The 26,240-nt window shown below is 75.7% G+C and carries 22 protein-coding genes; 11 read left to right on the top strand and 11 right to left on the bottom strand.

Features of this window, described 5'->3' with window-relative positions:
- The gene (locus tag O2W16_RS10265; protein WP_269158729.1) at window positions 1-1,323 is read left to right on the top strand and encodes an ABC1 kinase family protein; all 1,323 of its coding nucleotides are present in this window, start codon (window positions 1-3) and stop codon (window positions 1,321-1,323) included.
- A gap of 159 nt (window positions 1,324-1,482) precedes the next feature.
- Here O2W16_RS10265 and O2W16_RS10260 read toward each other — a convergent pair whose 3' ends face one another.
- The 4 genes from O2W16_RS10260 to O2W16_RS10245 all read right to left on the bottom strand — a co-directional run bounded on the left by O2W16_RS10260 (window position 1,483) and on the right by O2W16_RS10245 (window position 4,863).
- Entirely contained in the window at window positions 1,483-1,647 is a 165-nt protein-coding gene (locus O2W16_RS10260) for a hypothetical protein (protein ID WP_269158728.1), read from the bottom strand.
- Between the two features lie 137 nt (window positions 1,648-1,784).
- Entirely contained in the window at window positions 1,785-2,123 is a 339-nt protein-coding gene (locus O2W16_RS10255; protein WP_269158727.1) for a WhiB family transcriptional regulator, read from the bottom strand.
- Window positions 2,124-2,281: 158 nt separating this feature from the next.
- Window positions 2,282-2,644, bottom strand: a complete 363-nt coding sequence (locus O2W16_RS10250) for a hypothetical protein (protein WP_269158726.1) — start codon at window positions 2,642-2,644, stop codon at window positions 2,282-2,284.
- Between the two features lie 158 nt (window positions 2,645-2,802).
- Window positions 2,803-4,863, bottom strand: coding sequence for an ATP-dependent DNA helicase UvrD2 (locus O2W16_RS10245; protein WP_269158978.1), 2,061 nt, complete (start codon window positions 4,861-4,863; stop codon window positions 2,803-2,805).
- A 146-nt stretch (window positions 4,864-5,009) separates the two neighbouring features.
- Here O2W16_RS10245 and O2W16_RS10240 point away from each other — a divergent pair, with 146 nt between their 5' ends.
- The 3 genes from O2W16_RS10240 to O2W16_RS10230 all read left to right on the top strand — a co-directional run bounded on the left by O2W16_RS10240 (window position 5,010) and on the right by O2W16_RS10230 (window position 6,648).
- Complete coding sequence (locus tag O2W16_RS10240; protein WP_269158725.1) at window positions 5,010-5,273, top strand: mycoredoxin; 264 nt, start codon at window positions 5,010-5,012, stop codon at window positions 5,271-5,273.
- Window positions 5,274-5,368: 95 nt separating this feature from the next.
- Window positions 5,369-5,977, top strand: coding sequence for an ANTAR domain-containing protein (locus O2W16_RS10235; RefSeq protein WP_269158724.1), 609 nt, complete (start codon window positions 5,369-5,371; stop codon window positions 5,975-5,977).
- 164 nt (window positions 5,978-6,141) lie between these two features.
- Window positions 6,142-6,648, top strand: coding sequence for a uridine kinase (locus tag O2W16_RS10230; protein WP_269158723.1), 507 nt, complete (start codon window positions 6,142-6,144; stop codon window positions 6,646-6,648).
- Here the strand turns inward: O2W16_RS10230 and nudC are convergent.
- The 5 genes from nudC to O2W16_RS10205 form a co-directional block, all read right to left on the bottom strand.
- Window positions 6,641-7,606 carry an NAD(+) diphosphatase gene (nudC, locus tag O2W16_RS10225; protein ID WP_269158722.1) on the bottom strand — a complete coding sequence of 322 codons (966 nt, stop codon included), beginning with the start codon at window positions 7,604-7,606 and terminating at the stop codon, window positions 6,641-6,643. The genes O2W16_RS10230 and nudC overlap by 8 nt on opposite strands.
- Window positions 7,603-8,988 carry a M16 family metallopeptidase gene (locus O2W16_RS10220; protein WP_269158721.1) on the bottom strand — a complete coding sequence of 462 codons (1,386 nt, stop codon included), beginning with the start codon at window positions 8,986-8,988 and terminating at the stop codon, window positions 7,603-7,605. The genes nudC and O2W16_RS10220 overlap by 4 nt, the downstream gene beginning before the upstream one ends.
- The gene (locus O2W16_RS10215) at window positions 8,985-10,298 is read right to left on the bottom strand and encodes a M16 family metallopeptidase (RefSeq protein WP_269158720.1); all 1,314 of its coding nucleotides are present in this window, start codon (window positions 10,296-10,298) and stop codon (window positions 8,985-8,987) included. Before O2W16_RS10215 ends, O2W16_RS10220 begins: the two co-directional genes overlap by 4 nt.
- Before the next feature lie 87 nt (window positions 10,299-10,385).
- Window positions 10,386-11,321, bottom strand: coding sequence for a DUF2510 domain-containing protein (locus O2W16_RS10210; protein ID WP_269158719.1), 936 nt, complete (start codon window positions 11,319-11,321; stop codon window positions 10,386-10,388).
- Between the two features lie 22 nt (window positions 11,322-11,343).
- Window positions 11,344-12,765: a M20/M25/M40 family metallo-hydrolase gene (locus O2W16_RS10205; protein ID WP_269158718.1), complete on the bottom strand. Its 1,422-nt coding sequence runs from the start codon at window positions 12,763-12,765 to the stop codon at window positions 11,344-11,346.
- A gap of 61 nt (window positions 12,766-12,826) precedes the next feature.
- Between O2W16_RS10205 and O2W16_RS10200 the strand changes: the two genes are divergently transcribed.
- The 7 genes from O2W16_RS10200 (at window position 12,827) to mnhG (ending at window position 19,567) form a co-directional block, all read left to right on the top strand.
- The gene (locus tag O2W16_RS10200) at window positions 12,827-13,717 is read left to right on the top strand and encodes an alpha/beta fold hydrolase (RefSeq protein ID WP_269158717.1); all 891 of its coding nucleotides are present in this window, start codon (window positions 12,827-12,829) and stop codon (window positions 13,715-13,717) included.
- Window positions 13,718-13,790: 73 nt separating this feature from the next.
- Window positions 13,791-16,574 carry a hydrogen gas-evolving membrane-bound hydrogenase subunit E gene (gene mbhE / locus O2W16_RS10195; protein WP_269158716.1) on the top strand — a complete coding sequence of 928 codons (2,784 nt, stop codon included), beginning with the start codon at window positions 13,791-13,793 and terminating at the stop codon, window positions 16,572-16,574.
- The gene (locus tag O2W16_RS10190; RefSeq protein ID WP_269158715.1) at window positions 16,571-17,011 is read left to right on the top strand and encodes a sodium:proton antiporter; all 441 of its coding nucleotides are present in this window, start codon (window positions 16,571-16,573) and stop codon (window positions 17,009-17,011) included. The genes mbhE and O2W16_RS10190 overlap by 4 nt, the downstream gene beginning before the upstream one ends.
- Entirely contained in the window at window positions 17,008-18,537 is a 1,530-nt protein-coding gene (locus O2W16_RS10185) for a monovalent cation/H+ antiporter subunit D family protein (protein WP_269158714.1), read from the top strand. Before O2W16_RS10190 ends, O2W16_RS10185 begins: the two co-directional genes overlap by 4 nt.
- Window positions 18,534-18,956, top strand: a complete 423-nt coding sequence (locus O2W16_RS10180) for a Na+/H+ antiporter subunit E (RefSeq protein ID WP_269158713.1) — start codon at window positions 18,534-18,536, stop codon at window positions 18,954-18,956. Before O2W16_RS10185 ends, O2W16_RS10180 begins: the two co-directional genes overlap by 4 nt.
- 3 nt (window positions 18,957-18,959) lie before the next feature.
- On the top strand, window positions 18,960-19,217 hold the full coding sequence (locus O2W16_RS10175; protein ID WP_269158712.1) for a monovalent cation/H+ antiporter complex subunit F: 258 nt from the start codon (window positions 18,960-18,962) through the stop codon (window positions 19,215-19,217).
- Window positions 19,214-19,567, top strand: a complete 354-nt coding sequence (mnhG, locus tag O2W16_RS10170) for a monovalent cation/H(+) antiporter subunit G (protein ID WP_269158711.1) — start codon at window positions 19,214-19,216, stop codon at window positions 19,565-19,567. The genes O2W16_RS10175 and mnhG overlap by 4 nt, the downstream gene beginning before the upstream one ends.
- Before the next feature lie 31 nt (window positions 19,568-19,598).
- Here mnhG and O2W16_RS10165 read toward each other — a convergent pair whose 3' ends face one another.
- Window positions 19,599-23,033 carry an ATP-dependent helicase gene (locus tag O2W16_RS10165; RefSeq protein WP_269158710.1) on the bottom strand — a complete coding sequence of 1,145 codons (3,435 nt, stop codon included), beginning with the start codon at window positions 23,031-23,033 and terminating at the stop codon, window positions 19,599-19,601.
- Window positions 23,030-26,221 carry an ATP-dependent helicase gene (locus O2W16_RS10160; protein ID WP_269158709.1) on the bottom strand — a complete coding sequence of 1,064 codons (3,192 nt, stop codon included), beginning with the start codon at window positions 26,219-26,221 and terminating at the stop codon, window positions 23,030-23,032. The genes O2W16_RS10165 and O2W16_RS10160 overlap by 4 nt, the downstream gene beginning before the upstream one ends.
- Window positions 26,222-26,240: the final 19 nt, after the last annotated feature.

Genomic DNA, 26,240 nt, shown 5'->3' with positions numbered 1-26,240 from the left:
GTGAGTGACACCGGACGGGACATCCCGCGGGGGGCGGTGTCCCGAACGGCACGGCTCGCCTCCCTGCCGCTCGGCGCCGCCGGGCGCGCCACCCTGGGCATCGGCAAGCGACTCTCCGGGGTCTCGTCCGAGGAGGTCAGCGCGGAGCTGCAGCAGCAGACGGCCGAGCAGCTGTTCGCCGTGCTGGGCCAGCTCAAGGGCGGTGCCATGAAGCTGGGGCAGCAGCTGTCGATCTTCGAGGCCGCGGTGCCCGAGGAGATGGCCGGGCCCTACCGCGAGGCGCTGGTCAAGCTGCAGGAGGCGGCTCCGCCGATGCCGGTGCGCACCGTGCACGCCGTGCTCGCTCAGCAGCTGGGCGGGAGCTGGCGCGAGCGGTTCCGCGACTTCGACGACACCCCCGCGGCGGCGGCCAGCATCGGGCAGGTGCACCGGGCGACGTGGCGGGACGGCCGGGACGTCGCGGTGAAGATCCAGTACCCCGGTGCCGGCACCGCGCTGATGGCCGACCTCAACCAGCTCGCCCGGTTCGCCCGCATGTTCGCGGTGCTCTTCCCGGGCATGGAGGTCAAGCCGCTCATCGCCGAGCTGAAGCTGCGCGCGGAGGAGGAGCTGGACTACGGACTGGAGGCCGACGCGCAGCGGGCGTTCGCCGCCGCGTACGCCGACGACGACCAGATCGTCGTCCCCCGGGTGGTGGCCAGCGCACCGAAGGTCATCGTCTCCGAGTGGCTCGAGGGCATCCCGCTGTCCCGGGTCATCGCCGACGGCACCCGGGAGCAGCGCAACCGGGCCGGGCTGCTGATGACGGTGCTGCACTTCTCCGGTCCGCAACGAGCCGGGCTGCTGCACGCCGACCCGCACCCGGGCAACTACCGACTGGTGCCCGACGGGCGGCTCGGGGTCATCGACTTCGGTGCCACGGCCCGGCTGCCCGGCGGCCATCCCGAGCCCATCGGCCGGCTGGTCCGCTGGGCCCTGGAGGGCCGCGCCGAGGACGTGCTGGCCGACCTCCGCGCCGAGGGCTTCATCCGCGAGTCCATCGAGGTCGACGCCCAGGGAGTGCTGAGCTTCCTGTTGCCCTTCCTCGCTCCGCTGTCGGCCCCCTCGTTCCAGTTCAACCGGGCGTGGATGCAGGAGCAGGCGAACCGGATCGGTGACCCGCGCAGCGACGCCAGCCGGCTGGGCCGCCAGCTCAACCTGCCACCGGCCTACCTGCTGATCCACCGGGTGACGATGGGGTCGATCGGGGTGCTGTGCCAGCTCGACGCGGAGGCTCCCTACCGCGGGGTCTGCGAGGAGTGGCTGCCCGGCTTCGCCGGCTGACCCGCCGTCCGCACGGACGACACCGGTGCCCGGTGCCGTCCCGGCGCGGGAGGGACCGTGCGGTCCGTTCCGACCGGGAGCCCGAGACCCCGCGGCCGGAACGGACAGCGGCTCCCGCCGCACGGTGCAGCCGCTGCGGTCCTCCCGCCACCTGCACCGTCACCAGACGGCGGAGCTGGCGCGAGCGGCCCGCTGAGAGGCCCGTTCGGCCTTGCGCGCCCAGCGCCGGGCGGTGATCAGCCGGCGGGCCCGGGCGGACTCCTCCGCCTCGGCCATCCGCCGGGTCATGTGCGATCTGGTCTGGTCCTGGTCGAACGAGTGCATCGTGGTCCCTCAGGGTGAGACGGCACCGCTGCGCGGTGGCCGGGTGGAGGTGCATGGAGTGGAGGTGCATCGGGTGACCGGTCGCCCCCGGTGGGGGCGCCGGACCGGCGCGAGCCAGGTGCGCGGGTGCGGTGGCCTCATGCCGCGGCCCCGGTCCGGACCTTGGGCGGGCGGCCACGGGGACGCTTGCGGGCGATGACGACCCCGTGGTCGAAGATCTCCCCGCCCCAGACCCCCCAGGGCTCGGCGCGGTCGAGCGCCCCGGCCAGGCAGGTGGCCCGGATCGGGCACTCGCCGCACAGGCTCTTGGCCTGCTCGAGCTGCGCCGGGCTCTCGGCGAACCACAGGTCGGGGTCCTGCACCCGGCAGGGCAGCCCCCGACGGGTGCCCTCCCGGACCGGCCGCTGGGTGGACACGTGCGTGCGGTCGAGCCCGGGTCGGCGATGGGACGTCGCGGGGTCGATCGTGATCGGCACGGCCGTTCCTCCTACCTTCGTCTGCGTGGCCGGTCGACGGGGACTCGCCGACCGGTGGTCGGGGTCCGCGGAGGCTCGTCGAGACGCTGGAGCAAGACGAAGGCCGCGGTACCCGGTGTCCGGGTTCCGCGGCCTCGAGGAGGACCTGCTGGGCTGTGCTAGCCCAGTGGGTCTTCCGGGGGCAGGTCACCCGGGGTGCTGCTGGTGTGCCGAGCAGGGGCGCCGATGACGGCGTACCCCTTCAGGGCGGTGGTCTGGACGGACGGGGTCTGGACGGACGACAGGGCATCGGTGCCGAGACGTGCGCCGTTCGTGGACAGGCCGGTCGTGCCGGCGGCGGCGGTCAGGCCGCGGAGGCGGACGGCAGTGGCCGACCCGGCGAAGGGCAGACCGGTGCCGTGCTGCGGAGCGGCGGCGGTCGCCATCGAGACGACCCACTCCGCCGGGACGGAGCAGCGCAGGCCGACGGCCGGCGAGGTCACGGTGCGCACGCCGGCGGTGGTGATGTCGGTGCTGTTCACGGGGCCCCTCCTTCCGGGGTCGGAGCCCGGCCTGTCGGCCGGTCTCCCTGCGGTCTGCTGCGGGATGGTGCGGTGGTGCGTCCTGGGTCACTCCCAGGTGGTGGCACGAAGGCTAGGGGAGCTGCCGGAGACGGGTCAAACGAATTAACCGAGATCCCTCAGGACGTGTGTTCGCCCTGGTCAGGGTCGCGTAGACCCTGGACGGTCGCGATGACCTCGGTGCCGTAGAGATCGAGCTTGCGAGCTCCCACACCGGGCAGCGTCGACAGCTCGCGCACCGTGGTGGGACGCGTCTCGGCGATGGCCTGGAGGGTGGCGTCGGTGAAGACGACGTAGGCCGGCACCGACGCCGCCCCGGCGGTGGTGCTGCGCCACGCCCGCAACCTGTCGAACAGCGCCCCCGCCTCGCCCTCGAGGACCACCTTCGGCCGCGTGGCCGGGCGGCGGGGGGCGGCAGCCGCGTCCGGCGTCAGGCCGTCGAGGAACCGGCTGCGCGGCCGGGAACGGCGGCCTCCGGGGTTGCGGGCCAGCGACCAGGACAGCGTGAGCTGCTCGCGGGCCCGGGTGACCGCCACGTACAGCAGCCGGCGCTCCTCCTCGACCGCCTCGGGACGGGACTGCGACTGGGCGATCGGCAGGACGCCGTCGACCAGCCCGACGACGAACACGGCGTCCCACTCCAGGCCCTTGGCCGCGTGCATCGAGGCCAGCGTCACCCCCTGCACCGTGGGGGCGTGCTGGGCGTTGGCCCGCTCGGCGAGGTGCGCCACGAAGCCGGCCAGGTCCAGCGTGGGCTGCTCCGCCACCAGGTCGACGGCGAGGTCGACCAGCGCAGCCAGGGACTGCCAGCGGTCTCGTGCGGTGCCACCGGGAGGTGGCCGGTGCTCCACCCAGCCGGTGGAGGCCAGCACGTCGCGGACGGCGGGCACCAGCGCGCCGGGGTCGTTGCCGCCGGCCGCGGCCCCGCGCAGCAGCAGCACCGCCTCACGGATCTCCGGCCGCTCGAAGAACCGCTCGCCGCCCTTGAGCACGTAGGGCACCCCGAGGTCGGCCAGTGCGGACTCGTACACCTGCGACTGGGCGTTGATCCGGAAGAGCACCGCGATCTCGCTGGCCGGCAGCCCACCGTCGACGAGCTCACGGCAGGCCCGTGCCACCGCTGCGGCCTCGGCGGGCTCGTCGGGGTGCTCGACGAACCGGGGAGCCGGCCCCTCGGCCCGCTGGCCCAGCAGCCGCAGCCCGGGCAGGCCCTTGCGTGGCGCAGCCTGGCCGATCAGCTTGTTCGCCAGCCCGACCACCTGCGGGGTCGAGCGGTAGTCGCGCTCGAGCTTGACCACCTCGGCGTCGCCGTAGCGGTCGGGGAAGCCCAGCAGGTACTCGGGGTCGGCGCCGGTGAAGGAGTAGATCGTCTGGTTCGGGTCGCCGACGACGCAGACCTCGGCCCGGCCGCCCAGCCAGGCGTCCAGCAGCCGCTGCTGCAGCGGGTTCACGTCCTGGTACTCGTCGACGACGAAGTGCCGGTACTGGGCCCGCACCTCGCGGGCGACGTCGCGGTGCTCCTCGATCGCGTAGGCGGTGACGAGCAGCAGGTCCTCGAAGTCCAGGGCTCCGTCGCGCTGCTTGGCCGACTCGTACTGCCGGTAGACCTCGGCGATGGCGGCGGCGTCGAAGGGAAGGTCACGGGCGGCGGCCGCGGCGCGCGCCGGGTAGTCCTCCGGGGTGGCCAGCGTCGTCTTGGCCCACTCGATCTCACTGGCCAGGTCCCGCAGGCTCGTCCGGTCGGTGGTCAGCCGGGCCCGGGTCGCCGCCCCGGCGACGACGCGCAGCTTGTTCTCGATCAGCTCGGGCATCGGCCCACCGAGCACGCGCGGGGCGAAGTACCGCAGCTGGCGCATCGCCGCGGCGTGGAAGGTGCGCGCCTGGACCCCGCCGACGCCCAGCGCCGACAGCCGACCCCGCAGCTCGCCGGCCGCGCGGGCGGTGAAGGTCACCGCGAGCACCTGCTCCGGGACGTACTCGCCCAGGTGCACGCCGTAGGCGATCCGGTGGGTGATGGTGCGGGTCTTGCCCGTCCCGGCGCCGGCGAGGATGCACACCGGCCCGCGCACGGCCTCGGCCGCTGCCCGCTGCTGCTCGTCCAGGCCCGCCAGCACGGCCTCCGGCCCGGTCGGCCCCTCGGCGACGCCCTGCTGCACCCGCTCGCCGTCGACCCGCTGCATCGCCACGACCCGATCCTCCCAGCCGCGTCCGGTGGCTTGGGGGAAGGTTCCCCCGGCCCGGTGCGTTCCGCCAGCGGCAGACCCCGGGTACGGGGCCACCCTCCCCGGGTGGCCTCCCGGGGGACACACGAGGGAGGATCCACCCGATGAGCACTCCGACGGCCGCGGTCACGATGTACACCACGAACTGGTGTGGCTACTGCATGCGCCTGAAGAAGCTGATGGACCGCGACGGGATCGACTACGCCGAGGTCAACATCGAGGTCGACGAGAGCGCCGCCGACCTGGTCATGCAGGCCAACGGGGGCAACCGCACCGTCCCGACGCTGGTGTTCGCCGACGGATCGGCGCTCACCAACCCCAGCATCGACCAGGTGAAGGCCCAGCTCGCGCAGCTCCCCGGCGCGTGATCTCTGGTCCGTGGCCCCCGGGGAGCGATGATCGTCCCCCCGGGAGCTGCGGCTCGTCTCCCGCCGACGGGGCCCCGGCACCGAGGGAGGCCGTGATGAAGCCGATGACCGGAACACCCCTGCCCGGGAGCTGGCCGGTGTCGGTCGCGCTGCCGACCGACGTCCTGGTGGGCCCCTCCGGCGGCCCGGCGGCCGTCGTGGTGCGCACGAGGCGCGGCTGGTCGGTGCTCAGCGCCCAGCACACCCTCGGCGACGTGCTGGAGGGCTCCGTCGGCGACTCGGGCGCGGGCTGGGGCGAGCGGGTCGACGGGCTGGCACTCGTCGAGGCGATGACGCTGGCCGACCTGGTGGCCGGTGAGCTGGGCACCACGCCCGAGCCCGACCGGCAGGCGCGTCGGGCGGCCCGCACGGCCGGTCCGTCCGCCCCGGTGGAGACCCGTGCGGCCGCGGGCGAGGACCCGCGCGCCGAGGAGATCGCCGTCCTGCGCCGGACCGTCTCCCAGCTCGAGCACGCGCTGGCCGCTCGCGTCTCCATCGAGCGGGCCCTCGGCGTCCTGGCCGAGCGGCACGGCACCAGCCCCCGCGCGGCGTTCGAGGAGCTGCGCCGGCAGGCCAGGTCCCAGGGTCGGCCCGCCGCCGAACTCGCCGCGGAGGTGCTCGACGCGCTCCCGACCCGCGACGTCGTCCCCGGGGCCCCCAGCTGACCGCTCCACTCCCGCTCTCCCCGGATGCGCTGGCCGCTCGGCTCGCCGAGCTGCTGTCGCAGCTGCCACCCGAACCCGGGGCCGCCTCCCTCCGGGTCGCCGTCGACGGACCGGAACTGCCCGGTGCACCCGGGGCAACCGGTCCACGAGCCCTCGCCGACGCCGTGGCCGACCGATTGCCCACGCTGAGCCGGCCGGCGGTCGTCGTCCCGGCGGAGGGTTTCTACCGACCCGCCTCGCTGCGGCTGGAGCACGGCCGCTCCGACCCCGACGCCCGGTACAGCGACTGGCTGGACGCCGGCGCGCTGGCCCGTGAGGTGCTGGACCGGTGCGGACCTCATGGCACCGGGGAGCACCTGCCCGCGTTGTGGGACCTCGAGCGGGACCGGGCGGCGCGAGCGGAGTACCGCCCGGCCCCGGCCGGCGGGGTGCTGCTCGTCCCCGGTTCGCTGTTGCAGGGGCTGGGGCTGGCGTTCGACGTCGTCGTCCACCTGCGGATCAGCCCGGCCGCCCGGCGGCGGCGAGCACCCGCCGACCGGGTCTGGGAGCTGCCGGCCTTCGACCGCTACGACGAGGAGGTGGACCCGGCGGCGCTGGCCGACGCGGTGGTCCTCGCCGACCACGCCGACCGGCCGGCCCTCGTCCTGCAGGGCCGCTGGTCGCTCAGCTGAACTCGCCGGCCACCCAGCGGTCGATGATGTGCCGGGCGATCGAGACCGTCGGCGGCAGCGCCTGCGGGCCGGTGCCCGAGCGCAGCTCCTCCCGGCTGAACCACCGGGCCTCCTCGATCTCGTCGTGGTCGATGCGCAGCTCCTCGCTCGTCGCGCGGGCGACGAAGCCGAGCATCAGCGACTGCGGGAACGGCCACGGCTGGCTGGAGACGTACCGGACGTCGGTGACGGCGATGCCGACCTCCTCGGCGACCTCGCGGACCACCGCGGACTCGGCGGACTCGCCGGGCTCGACGAAGCCGGCCAGGATCGAGAACCGACCGGGGGGCCAGACCGCCTGACGGCCCAGCACGCAGCAGTCGCCCCCGTCGTGGACCAGCATGATCACCGCCGGGTCGGTCCGCGGGAAGATCTCCCGGCCGCTGTCCGGGTCGCGCTGCACCCAGCCGGCCCGCTCGATCGTGGTCGCCGCACCCGTGATCGGGGAGAACCGGTTGCGCTCGTGCCACTCGATGATGCCGACCGCCTGGACCAGCAGACCCGCGTCCAGGTCGCCGAGGGCACCCCCGACGTCGCGCAGGCCGGACCAGGAGTCGACCGGTCGGCCGGCCACGCTCAGCGAGCGGGCGACGCGGAGCGCGCCGTAGGCGGTGCCCTCGGCCTCACCCAGGTAGATGGCGCCCTCGGGCCAGGTCGACTGCTCCTCGTAGACCAGCTCGGGACCGTCGGGCCCCTCGTGCACCGGCACCGTGCGTCGCTCGTCGACGCGCAGCAGGCGGACCGGCCGGCCCTGCGCCGGGTCGGTCAGTGCGCGGGCCAGGTGGCCGCGGTCGTGCGCGGTGCGGGAGAGCAGGGGGACGTCGGTGACGGCCCCGGCGTGCCGGTCCTCCGGCCAGTCGCCGCGGGCCGGCGGCGGGGGGTTGTCCGCCTGGGTGCTGCCGCCGGGCGGGACGCTCACGCGAGCGACTCGGGCACCGGCTCGACGGCCGGGGCGGTGACCTCGATCGGGCCGAGCACGCGCAGCTGGTCGGCGACCTCCTCGGCGTCCCCGACGACGACCGCGGTGAGCCCGGCCGGCGACAGCCACCGCCGGGACGCCTCGGCGACCTCCTCGAGGGTCACCGCGGCCAGCGCCTGCTGGTGCTCGGCGAGCCACTCGGCGGGCAGCCCGGCGCCGAACAGGGCCGACAGCGTGCTGGCCAGCCCGGCGTGCGTCGCCGTCCCGAGGGCCAGGGTGCCGAGCAGGTACCGGCGGGCGGAGTCGAGCTCGGCCTCGGTGACCGGCGTCAGCGCCATCCGGCCCAGCTCGTACACGGTCTCGAGCAGGGCGGGGCCGGTGACGCCGGTGGCGACGTCGGCCTCGACGGTGAACGACGAACCGGCCATCAGGTGCTCGACCGAGCTGCGCGGGCTGTACGTGTAGCCCCGGCGCTCGCGGATGTTCTCCACCAGCCGGGAGGAGAAGTAGCCACCGAACACCATGCTCGCCAGCCGGAGCGCAGGCAGCTGCGGGTCGGTGCGGCCCGGCGCCGGGCCGCCCAGCCGCACGTTGGACTGCACCGCATCGGGCCGGTGCACCAGCTCCAGCGGGCCGGGGACGAGCGTGGGCACCGGCGCAGCAGCGACCGCCCTGCCCTCGGCGACCCAGCCGGCCAACGCGGTGCCGACGACGTCGACCGCGGCCGCCGGGTCGACGTCACCGACCAGCACGAGCGTGCTGCCGGCGGGCAGGACCCGCTCCCGGTGCAGCTTGCGCAGGGCCGCCGGGGTGACCGCGGCGACCAGTTCGGCCTCGGGCAGCTGCTGGGCGTACGGGTGGGCACCGAACCGCCGGGCGGCCAGGGCCGAGCGGGCGATGACGCCGGGCTGGGACCGGGCGATGAGGATGCGCTCCCCCACCCGGGCCCGCTCGGCGTCGACCAGGCCCGCCGGGTAGGTCGGCGCGCCGAGCAGCTCGGCCAGCACACCCAGGACGGCGTCGAGCCCGTCGGGGAGCATCGTGGTGGAGAACAGCAGCCGGTCGGCGTCCGCGGAGACCGACAGCTCGGCGCCGTGCGCCTGTAGCAGCTGGGCGATCTCCAGCTGGTCGTGCCGGGCGGTGCCCAGCAGCACGGCGCTGGCCAGCAGGGCGGTCCGGGCCGCGTGGGTGGCCGCCGCCCGGGGCGCGGAGGCGGCGAAGGGGACGCGCAGGCGCAGCTCGACCAGCGGCACGCCCGGCCGCGGGACGACGACCAGCCGCAGCCCGTTGGGCAGCGTGGTCTGGTGCACCTCCGGCGCCACGGCGGGCCGCGGCTCGCCCAGCGGCGGGATCAACGAGAAGTCCAGCACGGGTGCACTCATCGGGCTGCCCCTCCGGTCGCGCGCAGTTCCAGGACGGCGGCGGTGTCCGGCGAGAGCCCGCGGGCCGCTGCCTGCACCTGGTCGGGGGTGACCGAGGCCAGCCGGGCGGCGAGCTCGCCGGCCAGCTCGGCCCGGCCGTGGATGAGCTCGGCGGAGGCGAAGCCGAGGGTGCGGCCGAGCACGGAGTCCGCCTGCTGGAGCAGCTGCGCCTCGGTGCGTGCGGTCACCCGGGCCAGCTCCTCGACGGGGACACCGTCGGTGGCGACCTTCTCGACCTCCTCGTGCACCGCCGCGAGCACCCGATCGACCGGGACGTCGGCCGGGTGGTGCACCTGGCTGACCAAGAGCGTGGCGTCGCGGACGTCGAACGGGTCACCGAACAGGCCGAGGTAGCTGCTCTGCGCCACCGCCAGCCGGTCCGTGTGCAGCAGTCGGCGCTCCAGGCGGGAGGCGTCGCCCTCGCTGAGCAGCTCGGCCAGCAGCACGGTGCCCAGGTAGGTGTCCAGGTCGCCGACCGGGTCGGGCACCCGCCAGCCGATCGCCACGGCCGGCGCCGGCGCCAACCGGTCCTCGACCACACCGCGGCGGGCCGTGGTGGGCGAGGGCTCGCCGACGGCCGGTGCCGGCGGGGCCGGACGGGCGGGCACCGCGTCGAACCAGCGGCGCACCAGCACCTCGGTCTCGGCCGGGTCCAGGTCACCGCCGATGCACAGCACCGCGTTGGAGGGGGCGTAGTACCGGGAGAAGAAGTCGGTCGCGTCCTCGACGGTGGAGGACTCGAGGTCGACGAAGGAGCCGTAGCCGTCGTGCGTGTTGGCGAAGCTCTCGAACGCGATCCCCGGCAGCTGCAGCCACGGGAAGGCGCCGTAGGGCCGGTTCAGCACGTTGACCCGGATCTCCTCCTTCACCACGTCGATCTGGTTGCGGAGGTTCTCCTCGGTGATCGCCGGGGCCGCCATCCGGTCGGCCTCCAGGAAGATCGCCCGCTCCAGCGCCTCGGCGGGCAGGGCCTGGAAGTAGTTCGTGTAGTCCTGGTGGGTCGACCCGTTGAAGGTGCCGCCGGCGGCCTGGACGAGACGGGCGTGCTCCATCTTCGGCACGTTCGCCGACCCCTGGAACATCATGTGCTCGAAGAGGTGCGCGAACCCGGTGCGGCCCGGGGGCTCGGAGCGCATGCCGACGTCGTAGAAGACGCTCACGGCGACGACGGGGACACTCCGGTCCGGCGCGAGCACCACCCGCAGCCCGTTGTCGAGCGTGAACCGCTCCACCGGGTGCCGCAGGGTCAGGTCGGGCCCAGCTGCTGTCACGTCGACGACCCTAACCGTGCGCGTCGCGGTCCTCCGGACCGACCTCGCTGCCGCGCGGGGATCCGTACGGCCACGGGGCAGCTCTGCTCACAACACCTCGACGTCGGCGAGGACGCGGTCGATGGCGCCGTACAGCTCGGCATGGGTGTTGGGGATGGAGAGGTAGAGCAGTGCGGGCGCGGGCCGGCCGACGTCGATGAGCAGCAGCGCGGCCCGTTCGCCGCTGGAGTCGTAGCCCGGCACGTCCCAGGTGAGGTCGAACTCCACGACCCAGGCCGCCGCCCCGTCGACGGTCACCGCCTCGTCCCGGCGGACCGTCCGCTCGTTGGGCTCCGGGTAGTACCGGGTCCGCACCGAGTCGGCCAGCGCGGTCGCGGTCGACTGCAGGGTCTCGGGGCCGGCCCAGCCGTAGGCGGGGACCAGCGGCCCGGAGGTGCACTGGGCGATGAAGACGCCGTTCTCCCCGGGCAGCTCCTCCTGGGTGACGAAGTACTGCCCGGCGACCTCGGTGGTCTCCAGCTGCACCCCGCGGTCCCACTCGAACCAGCCGTCGCCGAGGAAGGGGTAGGAGATGCCGGCGGCCTCGTCGATGATCCGCACCGTGCCCGGCGGGAACTCCTGGCCGGGCGCAGGGGCGGCCGCGGCCACGGGCGACTCGTCGTCCGGCTCGGGGTCGGTGCCCCCGGCGGCGTTGACCAGCAGCCCGGCCAGCACCAGCACGAGCACGAGCAGGAACCCGCCGAGGCCGATCAGCCGCGGGCTGCGACGCGGCGGGGACGACTCGGGGCCGCCCCAGGAGTCCCAGGACGACGCCTGGGTCGCCGGGAGCTGGGCCGGCGGGCTCTCGAACCCCCGGCCGACGGAGACCCCCGGGCCGGCCGGGGTGGTCACGTCGGACCAGGTGAGGCCGTTCCACCAGCGGACCAGCCCGGGGGCGCCGTCCGGGTCGGGGTACCAGCCGGGCACGGGCGCGCTGCCCTGACCGGTCGGCTGTCCCGTGACCCCGGGGCCGGGCCCGCTCATCCTCGGCGCTCCCCGTCCCTGCTCAGCGCGCCGGGAACGGAACGGTGGCCAGCTCGCGCCACAGGTGGGCAGCGGCCTCCGCACCGCGGTAGAGCATCGGCAGCAGCACCCGCTCGTTCGGCGAGTGGATCCGGTCGGTGGGCAGCCCGGCGCCGAGGAACAGCAGCGGGGCGCCGAGGATGCCGGCCAGGTCGGCCTCCGGGCCGCTGCCGCCCTCGCGGGTGAACAGCACCTGGTCGGCACCGGTGTCGAAGGCCTGCCCGATGGACCGCAGCAGGGCGTCCATCGCCGGGTGGTCGATGTCGCTGCGGCACGGGGCGACGCCGCCGGGCGGGACGTGCACGTCGGCCTCGATGCCCGCCGGGGTGTTCGCCTGCACCCAGGCACGCACCTGCTCGCCCAGGTCGGCGGGCACCTGGTCGGCGACGAGCCGGAAGGTCACCTTGGCGTGCGCCTCGGCGGGGACGATCGTCTTGTGGCCGGGGCCGGTGTAGCCACCCCACATGCCGTTGACCTCCGCAGTCGGGCGGGCGCCGATCCGCTCCAGGGTGCTGAAGCCCGCCTCGCCGGTGGCCACGCGGGAGGCGGCCGGGCCGGCCAGCCACGCCTGCTCGTCGAACGGCACGCGGCCCATCAGCTCACGCTCGCGCTCGGTGAGCGGCCGCACCTTGTCGTAGAAGCCGGGCAGGGTGACCCGCCCGGACTCGTCGTGCAGCGCGGCCAGCAGCTCGGCCATGGCGTGCAGCGGGTTCGGCACCGCACCACCGAAGGAGCCCGAGTGCAGGTCGACGGCGGGGCCGCGGAGGGTGATCTCGGCGTCGGCGAGCCCGCGCATCGCGGTGACGGCGCTGGGGACGTCGGGGGCGGCCATGCCGGTGTCGCTGACCACGATGACGTCGCAGGCCAGCCGGTCGGCGTGGGCACGCAGCAGGTCGGCGAAGTACGGCGAGCCCGACTCCTCCTCGCCCTCGATGACCAGCTTCACCGTCACGGCGGGGGTGTCCCGGCCGGTGGCGGCCAGGTGGGCGCGCATGCCGAGCAGGTGGAAGGCGACGTTGCCCTTGTCGTCGATGGCGCCGCGGGCATGCAGCTCCGGCCCGTCCGGGCCCTCCACCCGGGTCGGCTCGAACGGCGGGTGCTCCCACAGCTCCAGCGGGTCGACCGGCTGGACGTCGTGGTGCCCGTAGACCAGGGCGACCGGTGCCCCGGCATCGGCGGAGGGCCACTCGGCGAAGACGGCCGGCGCCCCGGCGGTCGGCCAGATCTCCACGGTCGGGAAGCCGGTGCGGCGCAGCGCCTCGGCCAGCCACTCGGCGCTGGCCGCGACGTCGCCGGCGTGCGCCGGATCGGCCGAGATCGACGGGATGCGCAACCACGCGTCGAGGTCGGCGTGCAGGTCGTCGAGGTGGGCGGTGACGAAGTCGCGTTCGGCGGAGCTGCTCACGCCGTGGACCGTATCCCGCCGCACCGACGCGACCGGCCGGGCGCCGGGCTAGGTTGCCTGCATGGCCGTGGGGATGTTGCAGGTGGACGTGGGCGACCTGACCTTCGACGTGCGGACGGACGGGCCGGAGGACGGCCCGCCGGTGCTGCTGCTGCACGGCTTCCCGGAGACGTCGCTGAGCTGGTCGGCGGTCACCCCGCTCCTGGCCGAGGCCGGGTTGCGCACCTACGCCCCCGACCAGCTGGGCTACTCCCCCGGCGCCCGGCCCGGCGAGGTCGATGCCTACGCGCTGACCAACCTGGTGCAGGTGACCGCGGACCTGATGACCGCGCTGGACGTGCCGGTCGCCGACGTCGTCGGGCACGACTGGGGCGCCAACGTGGCCTGGGGTCTGGCCGGCTGGCACCCCGACCGGGTCCGCACCCTGACCGCGGTGTCGGTGCCGCACCCGACGGCCTACACGCTGGCCTTCCGCGCCGACCCGGAGCAGAAGGAGCGCTCGGCCTACATCAAGCTCTTCTGGCAGGCCGGCAAGGCCGAGGAGGTGCTGCTGGCCGACGGCGCCCGGCGGCTGCGGCGGATGCTGGAGGCGCCCGGTGTGCCCGCCGAGGCGGTCGACGTCTACGTCGAGCAGCTGTCGGCGCCGGGCGCGCTGACCGCGGCGCTGAACTGGTACCGGGCGATGAGCTCGGCCACCCGGGTCGACCCGGTGGGGGTGCCGACGACGTACGTGTGGAGCGACGGCGACGTCGCGGTGGGCCGGATCGCGGCCGAGGCGTGCGCGGACCAGGTGACCGGGGACTACCGGTTCGTCGAGCTCCCCGGGGTCACCCACTGGGTCCCCGAGCAGGCGCCCGAGGACCTCGCCCGCGCGGTGCTGGACCGGATCGCCCGGGGCGCAGCGGCCGGCCGGGCGGCAGACACCGGGTTGGCACGGAGCGGGCAGGGGTAGTCGCGACCCCGTGACCGTGCCGCCGCGCTGCGCTCCTGCCGCGGCGACCCGCTGCCCCGGTGACGACTGACCGGTGCTCCTCGCCCTCGCCCTGCTGGGCATGCTCGCGCTCGCGGTGGCCGCGCCGCTGCTCGCCCGGCGCCTCGGCCGGAAGACCGGGTACCCGCTGGCGGCCGGCTACCTGGCGGTCGCGGCGCTGCTCGCCTCGGCCGCCCCGCGGGTGTGGGCCGGTGAGACCGAGACCGCGTCGTGGGAGTGGCTGCCGTCGCTGGGCGTCTCGCTCTCGCTGCGGCTGGACGGGGTCGCCGGGGTCTTCTGCCTCATCGTGCTGGGCGTCGGTGCCCTGGTCATGGCGTACTGCCCCGGCTACCTGGGCGACGAGGAGCCGCACGGGACCGTCTACCTGCTGCTGTCCCTCTTCGCGACCAGCATGCTCGGCCTCGTCCTGGCCGCCGACGTGGTGCTGCTGTACGTCTTCTGGGAGCTGACCACGGTCTGCTCCTTCTTCCTGATCTCCACCGCCGGGGCCGCCGCGGCCCGCCCGGCACGGCAGGCCCTGCTGGTCACCGCGGCCGGCGGGCTGGCGTTGCTCGCCGCCGTGGTGCTCCTCACCGTCGCCGCGGGGACGACGGACCTGGCGACGATCCTCGCCGACCCCGAGCGGGTGCTGGGCTCCGGGCTCGCCTGGCCGATCGGTGGGCTGCTCGTCCTGGCGGCGTGCACCAAGTCCGCGCAGCTGCCCTTCCACTTCTGGCTCCCCGGCGCGATGGTGGCCATGACGCCGGTGAGCGCCTACCTGCACTCGGCGACGATGGTCAAGGCCGGCATCTACCTGCTGCTCCGCTTCTCGCCGCTGTTCGCCGAGGAGTCCGCCTGGTCGACAGCCCTGATCTGCATCGGTCTGCTGACGGCGGTGACCGGCGCGTTCCTGGCCCTGCGCGAGAACGACCTGAAGGGGATCCTCGCCTACTCGACGGTGAGCCAGCTCGGCCTGCTGGTCGCGGTCATCGGGGTGGGGACGCCGGAGGCACTGGCGGCCGCCGTCCTGCACACCTTTGCCCACGCGCTGTTCAAGGCGACGCTGTTCATGCTCGCCGGGATCGTCGACGAGGAGACCGGGACCCGCGACATCCGCGAGCTCTCCGGCATGTGGCGGGCCATGCCGGTCACCGCGGCGACGACGGTGCTGGCTGCCCTCTCGCTGGCCGGGGTCATCCCGATGCTCGGCTTCGTCAGCAAGGAGTACCTGTTCCAGGGGCTGCTCGAGGCGGAGGGGCCTCCGTGGGCCGGGCCGGTGGCGCTGGCGCTGGGCGTGACCGCCTCGGTGCTGACGTTCGGGTACGCCGCCCGGATCGTGTACGGCGGGTTCGGCGGCGACGACCTGCACCCCGACGTCTCCGAGCCCCCGGCCGCCTTCCTGCTCCCCGGAGCCGTCGCCGCGGGGCTCGGCCTGGTGCTCGGCCCCGCGGTCAGCGTGCTGAGCCCGATGATCGACGCGGCCGCCAGCGACGTCGCCCCGACCGGGGAGCCCCCGGACGTGTACTTCTGGCACGGGCTGAGCCCTGAGCTGGCCATGTCCGCGCTGACGATCGTGCTCGGGCTGGTCCTGTTCGGGTTCCGCGCCCCCGTCGACCGGGCCCTGCAGCGCCTCCGCCTCCCCGATGCAGGTCGGCTGTTCGACCGGGTGCACGACGGGGTGATCGCGCTCGGACACGCGGTGGGCCGCCCCGAGCGCACCGGCTCCCCCGCCGCGCACCTGAGCCGCCCGCTGGTGGCGGTGGTCGCGCTGGGTGCGGTCGGGACCCTGGTCGTCGGTGGTCTGCCCGCGCGCGCGGACACCGACCGCCCCCTCGACTGGGTGGTCGCCGGGCTGCTGGCGGTGGTGGTGCCGGCCGCGGTGCTGACCGGCTCGACCCTGGCGGCGGTGGGGCTGGTCGGCATCACCGGCCTGCTCGTGGCGACGTGGTTCCTCCTCGCCGGGGCCCCCGACGTCGCGCTCACCCTGATGCTCGTGGAGGTGATGACGGCGGTGGTGGCGGTCCTGGTGCTGCGTGGCGTCCCGGGCCGGCTCGTGCGCAGCCCGCGGCGTGAGGCCGTGCCGGCCGCGGCGCTGGCGCTGGGGGCCGGCGTGGCCGCGACGCTGGCCACGCTCGCGTTCACCGGCCGCCGGGAGCTCTCGGCCGTCGGGGAGCACTTCCTCACCTCGACGGAGGAGCAGACCGGCGGGACGAACGTCGTCAACACGATCCTGGTCGACTACCGGGGGCTGGACACCCTCGGTGAGGCCGTCGTGCTGGGCACGACCGCGCTGGGCACGGCCCTGGTCCTCGGTCGCTCCGAGTGGCGGGGGGCCGCTGCGGGGACGCCGGCCGACCGGCGGGGTGACGCCGTGCTCGAGGTCAGCAGCCGGGTGCTCGTGCCCGGCATGTTCCTGCTCTCGGCCTACCTGCTCTGGCGGGGACACGACGAACCGGGCGGCGGTTTCATCGCCGCCCTGGTCGCCGGGGCCGCGATCGCGCTCAGCCGGCTGACCCACGGGCCCGGCACCCGGCTCAGCCGGCTGACCCGGCCCGACCGGCTCGCCGGCGCCGGCCTGGTGCTCGTCGTGGCCGTCGGGGCGCTGCCCACCGTGCAGGGCCAGGCGTTCCTGACCCCGGTCGAGCTCCCGTGGCTGCACGCCCTCGGGATCGGCTCCACGTTCCTGTTCGACCTGGGGGTCTACCTGTTGGTGCTCGGCCTCCTCGCGGCCGCCGTCACGCGACTCGAGCAGCCGGACCGCACGGCTGGGGACGAGCCGCCCGGCTCCCCGGTCACCGGGCCGCTGGTCACCAGCGGGGTCCCGGAGCGGGCGCCGTGACCGCCGCGCTCGTGGTGGGGCTCCTGGTGGCCGGTGGGGTGTTCCTGCTGCTGCGGCGGGGGCTCCTGCGCATCGTCCTGGGCTTCGTCCTGCTCGGACACGCGGTGAACGTCCTGCTGGTCTCCGCCGGCGGCATGCAGCGACGCGGCGCCCCGCTGCTCGGGGAGACCGAGGCGGACGTGGCCGCCGACCCGCTCCCCCAGGCCTTCGTGCTGACCGCCGTGGTGATCACCTTCGGGATCACCGTGTACATGCTCGCCCTGGCCCGGGCGGGCGACCCGGGTGCGACGACCGGCCATCCGCCCGCCCGCGCCGACGCGTCGTCCCCAGCGGACGGCTCAGACCGGGACGACCCGGATCGGGACGACGCGGATCGGGACGACGCGACCGCCGACCGCGGCCGGCGCACCGACGCACCCGAGGGCGGGACGTCGTGACCGGCGGCCTCCTCGTCCTGCCGGTGGCCGGGCCGCTGCTGCTGTCCGGGCTGCTGGCGCTCGTGCACCACCTGCGACCGCACACCACCCGCCTCGACCGGGTGGTCGGGCCGGCCGCCGCCGGCGGGGTGCTCGTCTTCGCCGGCTTCCTGCTGGCCGCGACGTCGGACGGGTCGGTGCCCGTGCTCCAGCTGGGCGGCTGGCAGCCGGGCATCGCGATCGTCTTCGCCGCCGACACCTTCAGTGCGGTGATGTTGGCGGTCACCTCGTTGCTGGTCCTGGTCAGCCTGCCGTTCGCCGCAGCCCTCGGCGAGGACGAGGACCCGGCCTTCGTCCCCCTCGTGCTGGTCCTGATGGCCGGGGTCTCCGGCGCCGTGCTCACCGCCGACCTGTTCAACCTGTTCGTCTTCATCGAGGTCATGCTCGTGCCGAGCTACCTGCTGTTCGCCGCGGGCGGCGGGGCCGAGCGCCTGGCCTCCGCCCGGCTGTACGTGAGCATCAGCCTGATGGCCTCGACCATCCTGCTCGCCGGGGTCGGTCTCGTCTACGGCGCCGCGGGCACGGTGAACCTGGGGGAGCTGGCCGGCGCCGGTGCGCAGTCGCCGGCCGTCGGGCTGGCCGCGGCGGTCGTGCTGCTCGCGCTGTGCGTGAAGTCGGCGGTCGTGCCGCTGCACGGATGGCTGCCCCAGACCTACTCACGCACCGGCCCGGCGGTCGCCGCGCTCTTCTCCGGGCTGCTCACGAAGGTCGGCGTCTACGCGGTGATCCGGCTGTACTCCGTCGTCTACGAGGGCGCACCGCGCTACCTCTGGGTGGTCATGGCCGCGGCCCTGCTGACCATGGTGATCGGGGTGCTCGGTGCGGTCGGGGAGCACGCGATGCGGCCGGTCCTCACCTTCCACATGGTGAGCCAGATCGGCTACGTCTTCGTGGGGCTGGCCCTCTCCACCGCTGCCGGGCTGAGCGCCACGGTCTTCTTCCTGGTCCAGTACGTGCTGGTCAAGACGGCACTGCTGATGTGCGCGGGGGTGGTGGAGCACCACTACGGGACCGGGGACCTCGACCGGCTCGGCGGCCTGGCCCGGCGGGAACCCCTGCTGGCCGGCACGTTCGCCGTCGCCGCGCTCACGCTGGCGGGCATCCCGCCGCTGTCGGGCTTCGTCGCCAAGCTGGGGCTGGCCTCGGCGGCGGCCTCGGCGGGGCAGCACCTGGCGGTGGCCCTCGTCGTCGGGGTGAGCCTGCTGACCCTGCTGTCGATGGTGAAGCTGTGGAACGGCGTCTTCTGGGAGCCGCCCGCCGAGGAGCAGGGCGCCGTGGAGCAGGGCGTGGACGGCGGTGCGCCGGCCGCCGTGACCAGCGTCCTCGGGAGCCGGGTGCGGCCGCTGGTCCTCGCCCCGCCGGTGTTCCTCGCTGCGGCCGCCGTCGTCCTCGGGCTCTGGGCCGAGCCGCTGCTCTCGATCAGCACCGCGGCCGGCGCCGGACTGGCCGACCCCTCCGCCTGGGTGGCGGCGGTGACCGGGCGATGACCACCGACCCCGGGGCCGGTCCGGCCTCGCTGCCGCAGCGCAGCGCCCGCCGCGCATGGCGGGTCACGGCCTTCGCCGCACGCTTCCTCGTCCGGTTCCTGCGCGCGAACGTCGCGGTCGCCCGCGAGGTCCTGACCCCCGGGCTGCAGGTGGCGCCGGCCGTGGTCGTCGTCGCGGTGCACAGCCGGACACCGTTCGAGGTGGCGACGTTCATGAGCCTGATCGCCCTGACCCCCGGCACGCTGCCGATCGAGCTGGACCGGGACCGTCGGCTGCTGACCGTGCACGGGATGCACGCCGGCGACCCGGACGCGTTCCGTGCCGAACTGCACGAACTGGAGGACCAGATGCTCACTGCCCTGCGGCCGGTGACCCCACGGCCCGACGACCGGGTCCCTGACGACGACCGCCGGAGCTGAGCGGTGGTCGTGCTGGACGTGGCGCTCGCCGTCCTGGCCCTGTCCCTCCTGGTCTCCGCCTGGCGGCTGGTGACCGGTCCCACCGACGCCGACCGGGCACTGGCCGTCGACTACGGCTTCGTGGTCGTCGTCGCCGGCATCGCCCTGCTGGCCGTGCGCCTGCGAACCCCGGCACTGCTCGACCTCGTCCTCGTCGCCACGCTGGTCGGCTTCCTCGCCACGGTGGCGTTCGCCCGGCTGGTCGCGGAGCGGTCCCGATGACCCTGCAGAGCGTGCTGGGCCAGGGCCTGGCGCTCCTCGGCGTCCTGCTGATCGGCGCCGCGGGGGTCGGCCTGGTCCGCCTGCCCGACGTCTACAACCGCGCCAACGCAGCCACCAAGGCGGCGAGCCTGGGCCTGGTCTGCGTCCTGCTCGGCGTCGTCGTGCTCGCACCCGGGGTCTCGGCGGTGGTGACCCTGCTGGTGGCCATCGTGCTGCAGCTGTTCACCGTGCCCATCGCGGGCTACAAGATCGCCGAGGCGGCGCACCGGTCCGGCGCACCGCTGGCCCCGGCGACCGTCCGCGACGAGCGGGACGTCCCCGGCCCGGAGGACGAGACCGGCCGCACGTGAGGCACCCCGGCCACGGCGGACGACACGCACCTCAGTCGGCCGGACCTCCGGTGACCAGGGCGAGCAGGCCGGCCTCGTCGAGCAGGTCGGCCGGCCGCAGGGTGACCCCGGCGGCGACGTGGTGGAAGCCGGCGCTGACCCGCTCCACCGGCACGCCGGTCAGCCGGGACCAGCCCAGCCGGTAGGCGGCCAGCTGGACGGCGGCAGCCGTGAGCTCGGCGGCCCCGGGCACCGGACCGGTCTTCCAGTCGATGACCTCGTAGCCACCGTCCGGGGTGGCGTAGACGGCGTCGATCCGGCCGCGCAGGGTCAGCGGACCCAACGGTGTCTCGAACGGCGCCTCGACGTCCACGGGCTGCCGGTCGGCCCACTCCCCGGCGAGGAAGGCCTGCTGCAGCGCGGTGAGCGCGGCGTCGGGGGCCGCGCCGGCGTCACCGCTGCCGGGCAGCTCGTCGAGGTCGATCAGCCGGGCGGCACCGAACCGCTCCTCCAGCCACGCGTGAAAGGCGGTGCCCCGCCGGGCCAGCGGCGCCGGTGCAGCCGGCATCGGCCGGCGCAGCCGACGGGCCAGCTCACCGGGGTCACGGCGCAGCGCGACCAGCGCGGAGACCGACAGGTGGGTGGGCAGCGGGACGTCGACGGTGCCGCGGGAGTGCTCGGCCCGCTCGCGCAGCAGCAGGTCGGCGTCGCGGAGCCAGTCGGCGACCAGCGGGTCGTCGGTCGCGCCCAGGGCCTCGGTGGTCAGCGGGTGCGGCCGGGTCGCGGCGACCAGGTCGGCGGCAGCGGTCAGCGAGCGGCGGCGGCCGGCCGACAGCGGGTCGGCCGGCCAGACGCCCACCGGCCACTCGGCCAGGGCCGGGTTCTCGGCGTCGTCCGCCGGGGGCTCCGCCCACGAGTCGACGACGCCGGCGCCGTCCTCGCAGGCGCCCTTGACCGCCAGCAGCAGGGACGACGGGCCGCAGACGGTCTTCCCGTCGCGCCACCAGCTGCCCGAGCACAGCAGCAGGTGCTTGGCCCGGGTCACCGCGACGTAGCCGAGCCGGATCTCCTCGGCCAGGCCGAAGTCCTTCCACTCCTCGACGTAGTCCTCCAGGGCGTCGCGGACCGCGGCCTGGTCACCGGAGCCGGGGACCGGCAGGTGCAGCCGCGGCAGCTCGGCGCGGTCGGTGACCCGCAGGTCGACCGGGACGGCGCCCGGGTCACGGATCCAGGAGTCCGAGGCGTCGCCCTTGGCCGGGAACTGGCCCACGGTCATCCCCGGCACCGCGACGACGTCCCACTCCAGCCCCTTGGCCGAGTGCCCGGTGAGCAGCTGGACCGCCTCCGGGTTGACCGCCACCTCGCCGGGCTCCAGGCCCCGCTCGCGCACCTCGGCGTCGGCCAGGTAGCCGAGGAACGCCGGCAGCGAGGGCAGCTCGGCGAGCTCGGAGAACTCGGCGGCGACCTCGTGCAGCGCGTCCAGGTGGGTGCGGGCGCCGCCGGGGGTGACGTCCGGGTGGCTGGCCAGCTCGGTCTCCAGGCCGAGACTGCGGACCACCTCGTCGACCAGGTCGGGCAGCGACTCACCCAGCCGGGACCGCAGCCCGGACAGCTCGTTCGCCAGCCGCCGGAGCCGCCGGTGCCCCTCCGCCGAGTACGCGTCGGGGCGGCCGAGGTCGTCCAGCGCCTCCACGATGCTGCCGCGCTCCCGCGGCAGGACGGGGCTCGCCGGGGCACCGGCCTGCGGCGGGGTGCCGTCCTCGACCGGTTCCGGCGACGGCGTGCTGCGCTCCCGGACCAGCGCCCGCGACCGCGCCTCCAGCGCGGCCAGGTCGCGCGGCCCGATCCGCCAGCGGGCGCCGGTGAGCAGCCGGCCCAGCGCGTCCCCGGCGCTCGGGTCGACCAGCACCCGCAGGGTGGCGACGACGTCGGAGACCTCGGGGACGTCCAGCAGCCCGCCCAGTCCGACGACCTCCACCGGCAGGCCGCGGGCGCGCAGCGCGGCGGCGATGCCGGGCAGCTGGGCCCGGCGCCGGGCGAGCACCGCGATGGTCGGCCGGGGCACGCTGCCGCCGACGGTGTCCCCGCCGTCCGGACCGGTCGCCGGGGGTGTCCCCTTCCAGCACTGCTCGAGCCGGTCGGCCAGCGCCTCGGTCTCCTCGGCGACCGTCTCGTACAGCCCGCAGTGCACCGCCCCGGCGCCGGCGACCGGCGAGGACTGCAGGTCCGGCAGCGGCTGCTCGGGCTCGGGCAGCGCGGCGGCCACCGTGTTGGCCACCGCCAGCACCGCCCGGTCGTTGCGCCAGCTGGTGGACAGGGTGAGCCGCTCGGCCGGGCGCTCCGGGGTGCCGGGGAAGGTGCGGGCGAAGCGCTCGATCGTCCCGGCGGAGGCGCCCCGCCAGCCGTAGATGGACTGCCGGGGGTCACCGACCGCCAGCACCGGGTGCCCGCCCGGTCCGCCGAAGAGCGCCTCCAGCATCCGCAGCTGGCCGACGCTGGTGTCCTGGTACTCGTCGAGCAGGACGACCCGCCAGCGGGCGCGCTCCCGCCGGCCCACCTCGGCGGAGCTGACCGCGACCCGGGCGGCCAGCGAGACCTGGTCGGCGTAGTCGATCGCCCCGGCCGCCCGCTTGCGCGCCTGGAACGCCTCGACCATGGGCAGCAGGGCGACCCGGGCCCGCTGCCGGGCCAGCAGCTTGAGCACCTCGGCGTACGGGCCCTTCTTCCGGCCGGCGTCGGGGTAGCCGTGCAGCTGGGACTCCAGGCGCGCCGTCCAGGCCCGCAGCGCCTCCGGGGTGATGTCGTGCTCCCCCAGCTCGCCGGCGAGCTGCAGCACGTCCTCGGTGGTGGTGACCAGGCCCAGGGCGACGTCGCTCATGTCGCCGGTGTGCGCGGCGACGGCGGTGGCCGCCTGGCCCCAGCACATGGCCGGTCCGAGCACGCCCGAGCCGGGCTCCACCCCGATCCGCAGCCCGTGCTCGGCCACGATGCTGGCCGCGTAGCCGTGGTAGGTCGCGACCGTCGGCGCCGCCACGGCGAGCCGTTCCCGCAGCCCCGGATCGGTGTCCGGGTGCTCGGCCAGGGCGCCGAGCCGCTTGCGCACCCGGGCGTTGAGCTCGCTGGCCGCCTTGCGGGTGAACGTCAGGCCGAGCACCGCCTCGGGGGCGACGAGCTGGTTGGCGACCAGCCAGGCGACCCGGGCGGCCATCGTCTCGGTCTTGCCCGACCCGGCGCCGGCGACCACGACCAGCGGCCGGTCGACCGGAGCCGCGACCACGCCCGCCTGCTCCGGCGACGGCGAGTGGCCGACGCCGCTGCGGACCGCGGTCTCGGCCGGGGTGAGCAGGCGCGGCGGCTCCGGGGCGACCACCGGCACCATCCCCGGCAGGTCGAAGCTCAGCTGTTGAAGGACCCCGTCCTCCCCTCCGCTCGCGAGCTCGCGAGGGAACCCGGGACGGGGCCGGGACGAACCGGCAGAAGGCGTCATCGGGTCACCTGCCGGCCGGACTCCTGCATCGGGCAGCTGCGGCGGAAGGCGCACCGCTCGCAGTCGGTGTCGGTGCGTGCCACGAACTCCCCCGCCCCCATCCCCTCGCCGACCTCGGCGATCAGCTCGCCCGCCCAGCTCTCCCGCGGGTCGACGTCGGCGGGCAGCGGCGACTGCACGTGCTCCTTGGCCGCCTTCTGCGCGCCGCCGACCTGCAGCAGCGCCGCACCGCCGGTGGCGGTGCCGTGCTCGGCGAAGGCGCCCTCGGTGACGGCGAGCTGGTAGGCCGCCAGCTGCCCGTGCTCCTCCACCGCCCGCGGGGCGGTCTTGCCGGTCTTCAGGTCCACGACGACCAGCCGCCCCTCGGCGTCCCGCTCGAGGCGGTCGACCTGCCCGCGCAGCCGCGCCCGGCCGACGGTGACGTCGAAGTCCTCCTCCGCCGCGACCAGTTCCCGGTCGGCGCGGGCGTGCCAGGCCAGGAACTTGGTCAGCATCTCCTGGGCCCGGTCCCGCTGACGCTGGTCGAACCAGCCCGGCCCCAGGTCCAGGCCGTCCAGCTCGGTGTCCAGCGCGGCGGGGGCGTCTGCGGGCGGCAGCCCCTCGGCCACCTGCTGGGCGACGTCGTGCACCGCGGAACCCACGGTGCGGGTCGCCTCGGGGGCCGCCTCGGCGCCGACCGCGCCGAGCACCCAGCGCAGCGGGCACCGCTGGAAGGTGTCGATCGCCGAGGGCCGGACGGGCACCACCTCGGCCGGGTCGACCAGCGGCGCGTCGTCGGACAGCGGGGCCAGCCCCCACCAGACCGACGGGTCGGCCCCGGGCACCCGCTCCTCGGCCAGCCGGCGCAGCACCGCTGCGGCGCTGGCCCGGCGGGCCGGTGGCGTGTGCGGGTCGGTGAGGTGCCGGCGCAGTTCGGCGACGAGCGCGGGGAGGGTCAGCTGCCGGGGCAACGGGGTGTGCGGCCGGGCGCCGTCCCCCTCGGCGGGGGGCGGCACCACGAGGTCCAGGAAGCGCGAGGCGGTCGCCCCGGCGTCGCCGCCGTCCAGCGCGCCGTCGACGGCGGTGACCAGCAGGCGGCGACGGGCCCGCGTGCAGGCCACGTAGAACAGCCGCCGCTCCTCGGCCATCGCCTGGGTGCGCCGGTCCAGCGTGGCCGGGTCGGTGCCGCCGGCGGCGTCGACCAGGTCCTCGGCGCCGAGCAGGCTGACGCGGCTGCGCAGGTCGGGCCAGACCCCCTCCTGGACCCCGGCGACGCAGACCAGGTCCCACTCCAGGCCCTTGGCGGCATGGGCGGTGAGCAGCCGCACCGTCTCCCCCATCGGTGCCCGCGCGGCGCCGCTGTCACCGGGCAGCTGCTGGGCGCCCAGGTGCTGGACGAACGCGGCCACGGTGGCGTGCGGGAGCCGGTCGACGAAGCCGGCGGCGGCGTCGAACAGCGAGACGACGGCGTCCAGGTCACGGTCGGCCACCGCACCCGGTGGCCCCCCGGCTGCGCTCGCCCGTGCCCAGCGGGTGGCCAGCCCGCTGGCCTGCCACATCGCCCACAGGACGTCCTCGGCGCTGCCGTCGGCCGCCAGCGCGAGCCGGCCGGCCGACAGCACCCGGGCCACCCGCAGGGCCGGTCGGGCCAGGTGCTCGGGCAGCGCGTCGAGCAGGGTGGCGTCGGCCAGCACCGCCGCCAGCGGCGCCCCACGGACCGCCGGGTCCTCGCCCCGGATGGCCGTCTCCCGGCGGACGGCGCGGCGCAGCCGCCGCAGGTCCAGCACCGTCGCCCCACCCAGCGGGGAGGCGAGCAGCGCCTCGGCGCCGGGCTCGTCCAGCCCCGTCTCCGGCGGCGGCTCGCCCTCGGCAGCCGGTGCACCGGTGGCCGGCAGCAGCGCGGTCAGCGCGGCCAGGAACGGCTGGACGGCGGGCTGCCCGGCGAGCGCGACGTCGTCCGCGGAGACGGCCACCGGCACCCCGGCCTGGCTCAGCGCCCGGCGGACCGGGCCGAGGCCGGCGGTGGCCGACCGGACCACCACCGCCATCTGCGACCACGGCACGCCGTCCAGGAGGTGCGCGCGGCGCATGGTGTCGGCGAGGAAGGCGGCCTCCATGGACGGGGAGTCGAAGACGTGCACCTCCGCGGCGCCGGGGTCGGTGTGCTCGCCGGCCTCCAGCCGGCGGTGCTCCCACGGCCCGGGCAGCCCCTCGGCGACCCGCCGGCTGACGGTGAGCAGCTCGGTGCCCGAGCGGCGGCAGACGCCCAGGGACAGCCGGTCGGCCGGCCGGCCGTCGCGGTGCCGGAAGCGGCTCGGGAAGTCGATGATCCCGCGCGGCTCGGCCCCGCGGAACGCGTAGATCGCCTGGTCGGGGTCGCCGACGACGACCAGGTCGCCGCCGCCCCCGGCGAGCAGCTCGACCAGCTCGACCTGCGCCGGGTCGGTGTCCTGGTACTCGTCGACGAACAGCCAGCCCGCCCGCTCGCGCTCGGTGCGCAGCAGCTCCGGGTCGCCGTGGAGCTCGTCGATGGCGGTGCGGACCAGCTCGGCCGGGTCGTACCCGGAGGCCCCGCCGCGGGCGACCGTGGCGAACCAGGAGACGTCCTGGTACTGGCGGAGGAAGTCCGCGGCCGCCTCCCAGTGCGGCAGCCCGCGCTCACGGCCCCAGGCGGACAGCCGGCGGCTGTCGATGCCGCGCTCGGTGGCCCGCAGCAGCAGCTCGCGCAGCTCGTCCCGGAAGCCGTCGGTGCCCAGCGCGGCGGCGAGCTCGGCGGGCCAGCGGACGGCGCCCTCCTCGTCGGCGTCCCCGCGCAGCAGCTCGGCCAGCACGGCGTCCTGCTCGGCGGAGGTCAGCAACCGCGGCGCGGGCTCACCGCGGAGCACCGCGGCCCGGCGCAGCACCCCGAAGGCGTAGGAGTGGAACGTGCGGGCCACCGGCTCCCGGATGGTGCGCCCGACCCGGGCGGTGATCCGGGTGCGCAGCTCGGCGGCGGCCTTGCGGCTGAAGGTGAGCACCAGCAGCCGCTCGGGGTCGGCGCCGGCGTCGATCCGCGCGGCGACCGCCTCGACGATCGTGGTGGTCTTCCCGGTGCCGGGGCCGGCCAGGACCAGCAGCGGCCCACCCCGGTGGTCGACCACCGCCTGCTGCGTCGGGTCGAGCTGCGGGCGGACCACCGGCTCCGGCTCCGGCTGCACCAGCCGGTACACCGGCCCAGCCGACGAAGAC

The sequence above is a fragment of the Modestobacter sp. VKM Ac-2984 genome, from assembly GCF_026967985.1.
Lineage (GTDB): Bacteria > Actinomycetota > Actinomycetes > Mycobacteriales > Geodermatophilaceae > Modestobacter.
This window is presented reverse-complemented; position numbering and strand designations above follow the sequence as displayed.

Coding starts and splice junctions, on each gene's coding strand:
- O2W16_RS10260 (WP_269158728.1), bottom strand. CDS start 1,647: ATGCACTCGTTCGACCAGGACCAGACCAGATCGCACATGACCCGGCGG.
- O2W16_RS10245 (WP_269158978.1), bottom strand. CDS start 4,863: ATGCAGCGGGTCGACGGCGAGCGGGTGCAGCAGGGCGTCGCCGAGGGG.
- O2W16_RS10240 (WP_269158725.1), top strand. CDS start 5,010: ATGAGCACTCCGACGGCCGCGGTCACGATGTACACCACGAACTGGTGT.
- O2W16_RS10235 (WP_269158724.1), top strand. CDS start 5,369: ATGAAGCCGATGACCGGAACACCCCTGCCCGGGAGCTGGCCGGTGTCG.
- O2W16_RS10220 (WP_269158721.1), bottom strand. CDS start 8,988: ATGAGTGCACCCGTGCTGGACTTCTCGTTGATCCCGCCGCTGGGCGAG.
- O2W16_RS10210 (WP_269158719.1), bottom strand. CDS start 11,321: ATGAGCGGGCCCGGCCCCGGGGTCACGGGACAGCCGACCGGTCAGGGC.
- O2W16_RS10200 (WP_269158717.1), top strand. CDS start 12,827: ATGGCCGTGGGGATGTTGCAGGTGGACGTGGGCGACCTGACCTTCGAC.
- O2W16_RS10180 (WP_269158713.1), top strand. CDS start 18,534: ATGACCACCGACCCCGGGGCCGGTCCGGCCTCGCTGCCGCAGCGCAGC.
- mnhG (WP_269158711.1), top strand. CDS start 19,214: ATGACCCTGCAGAGCGTGCTGGGCCAGGGCCTGGCGCTCCTCGGCGTC.
- O2W16_RS10165 (WP_269158710.1), bottom strand. CDS start 23,033: ATGACGCCTTCTGCCGGTTCGTCCCGGCCCCGTCCCGGGTTCCCTCGC.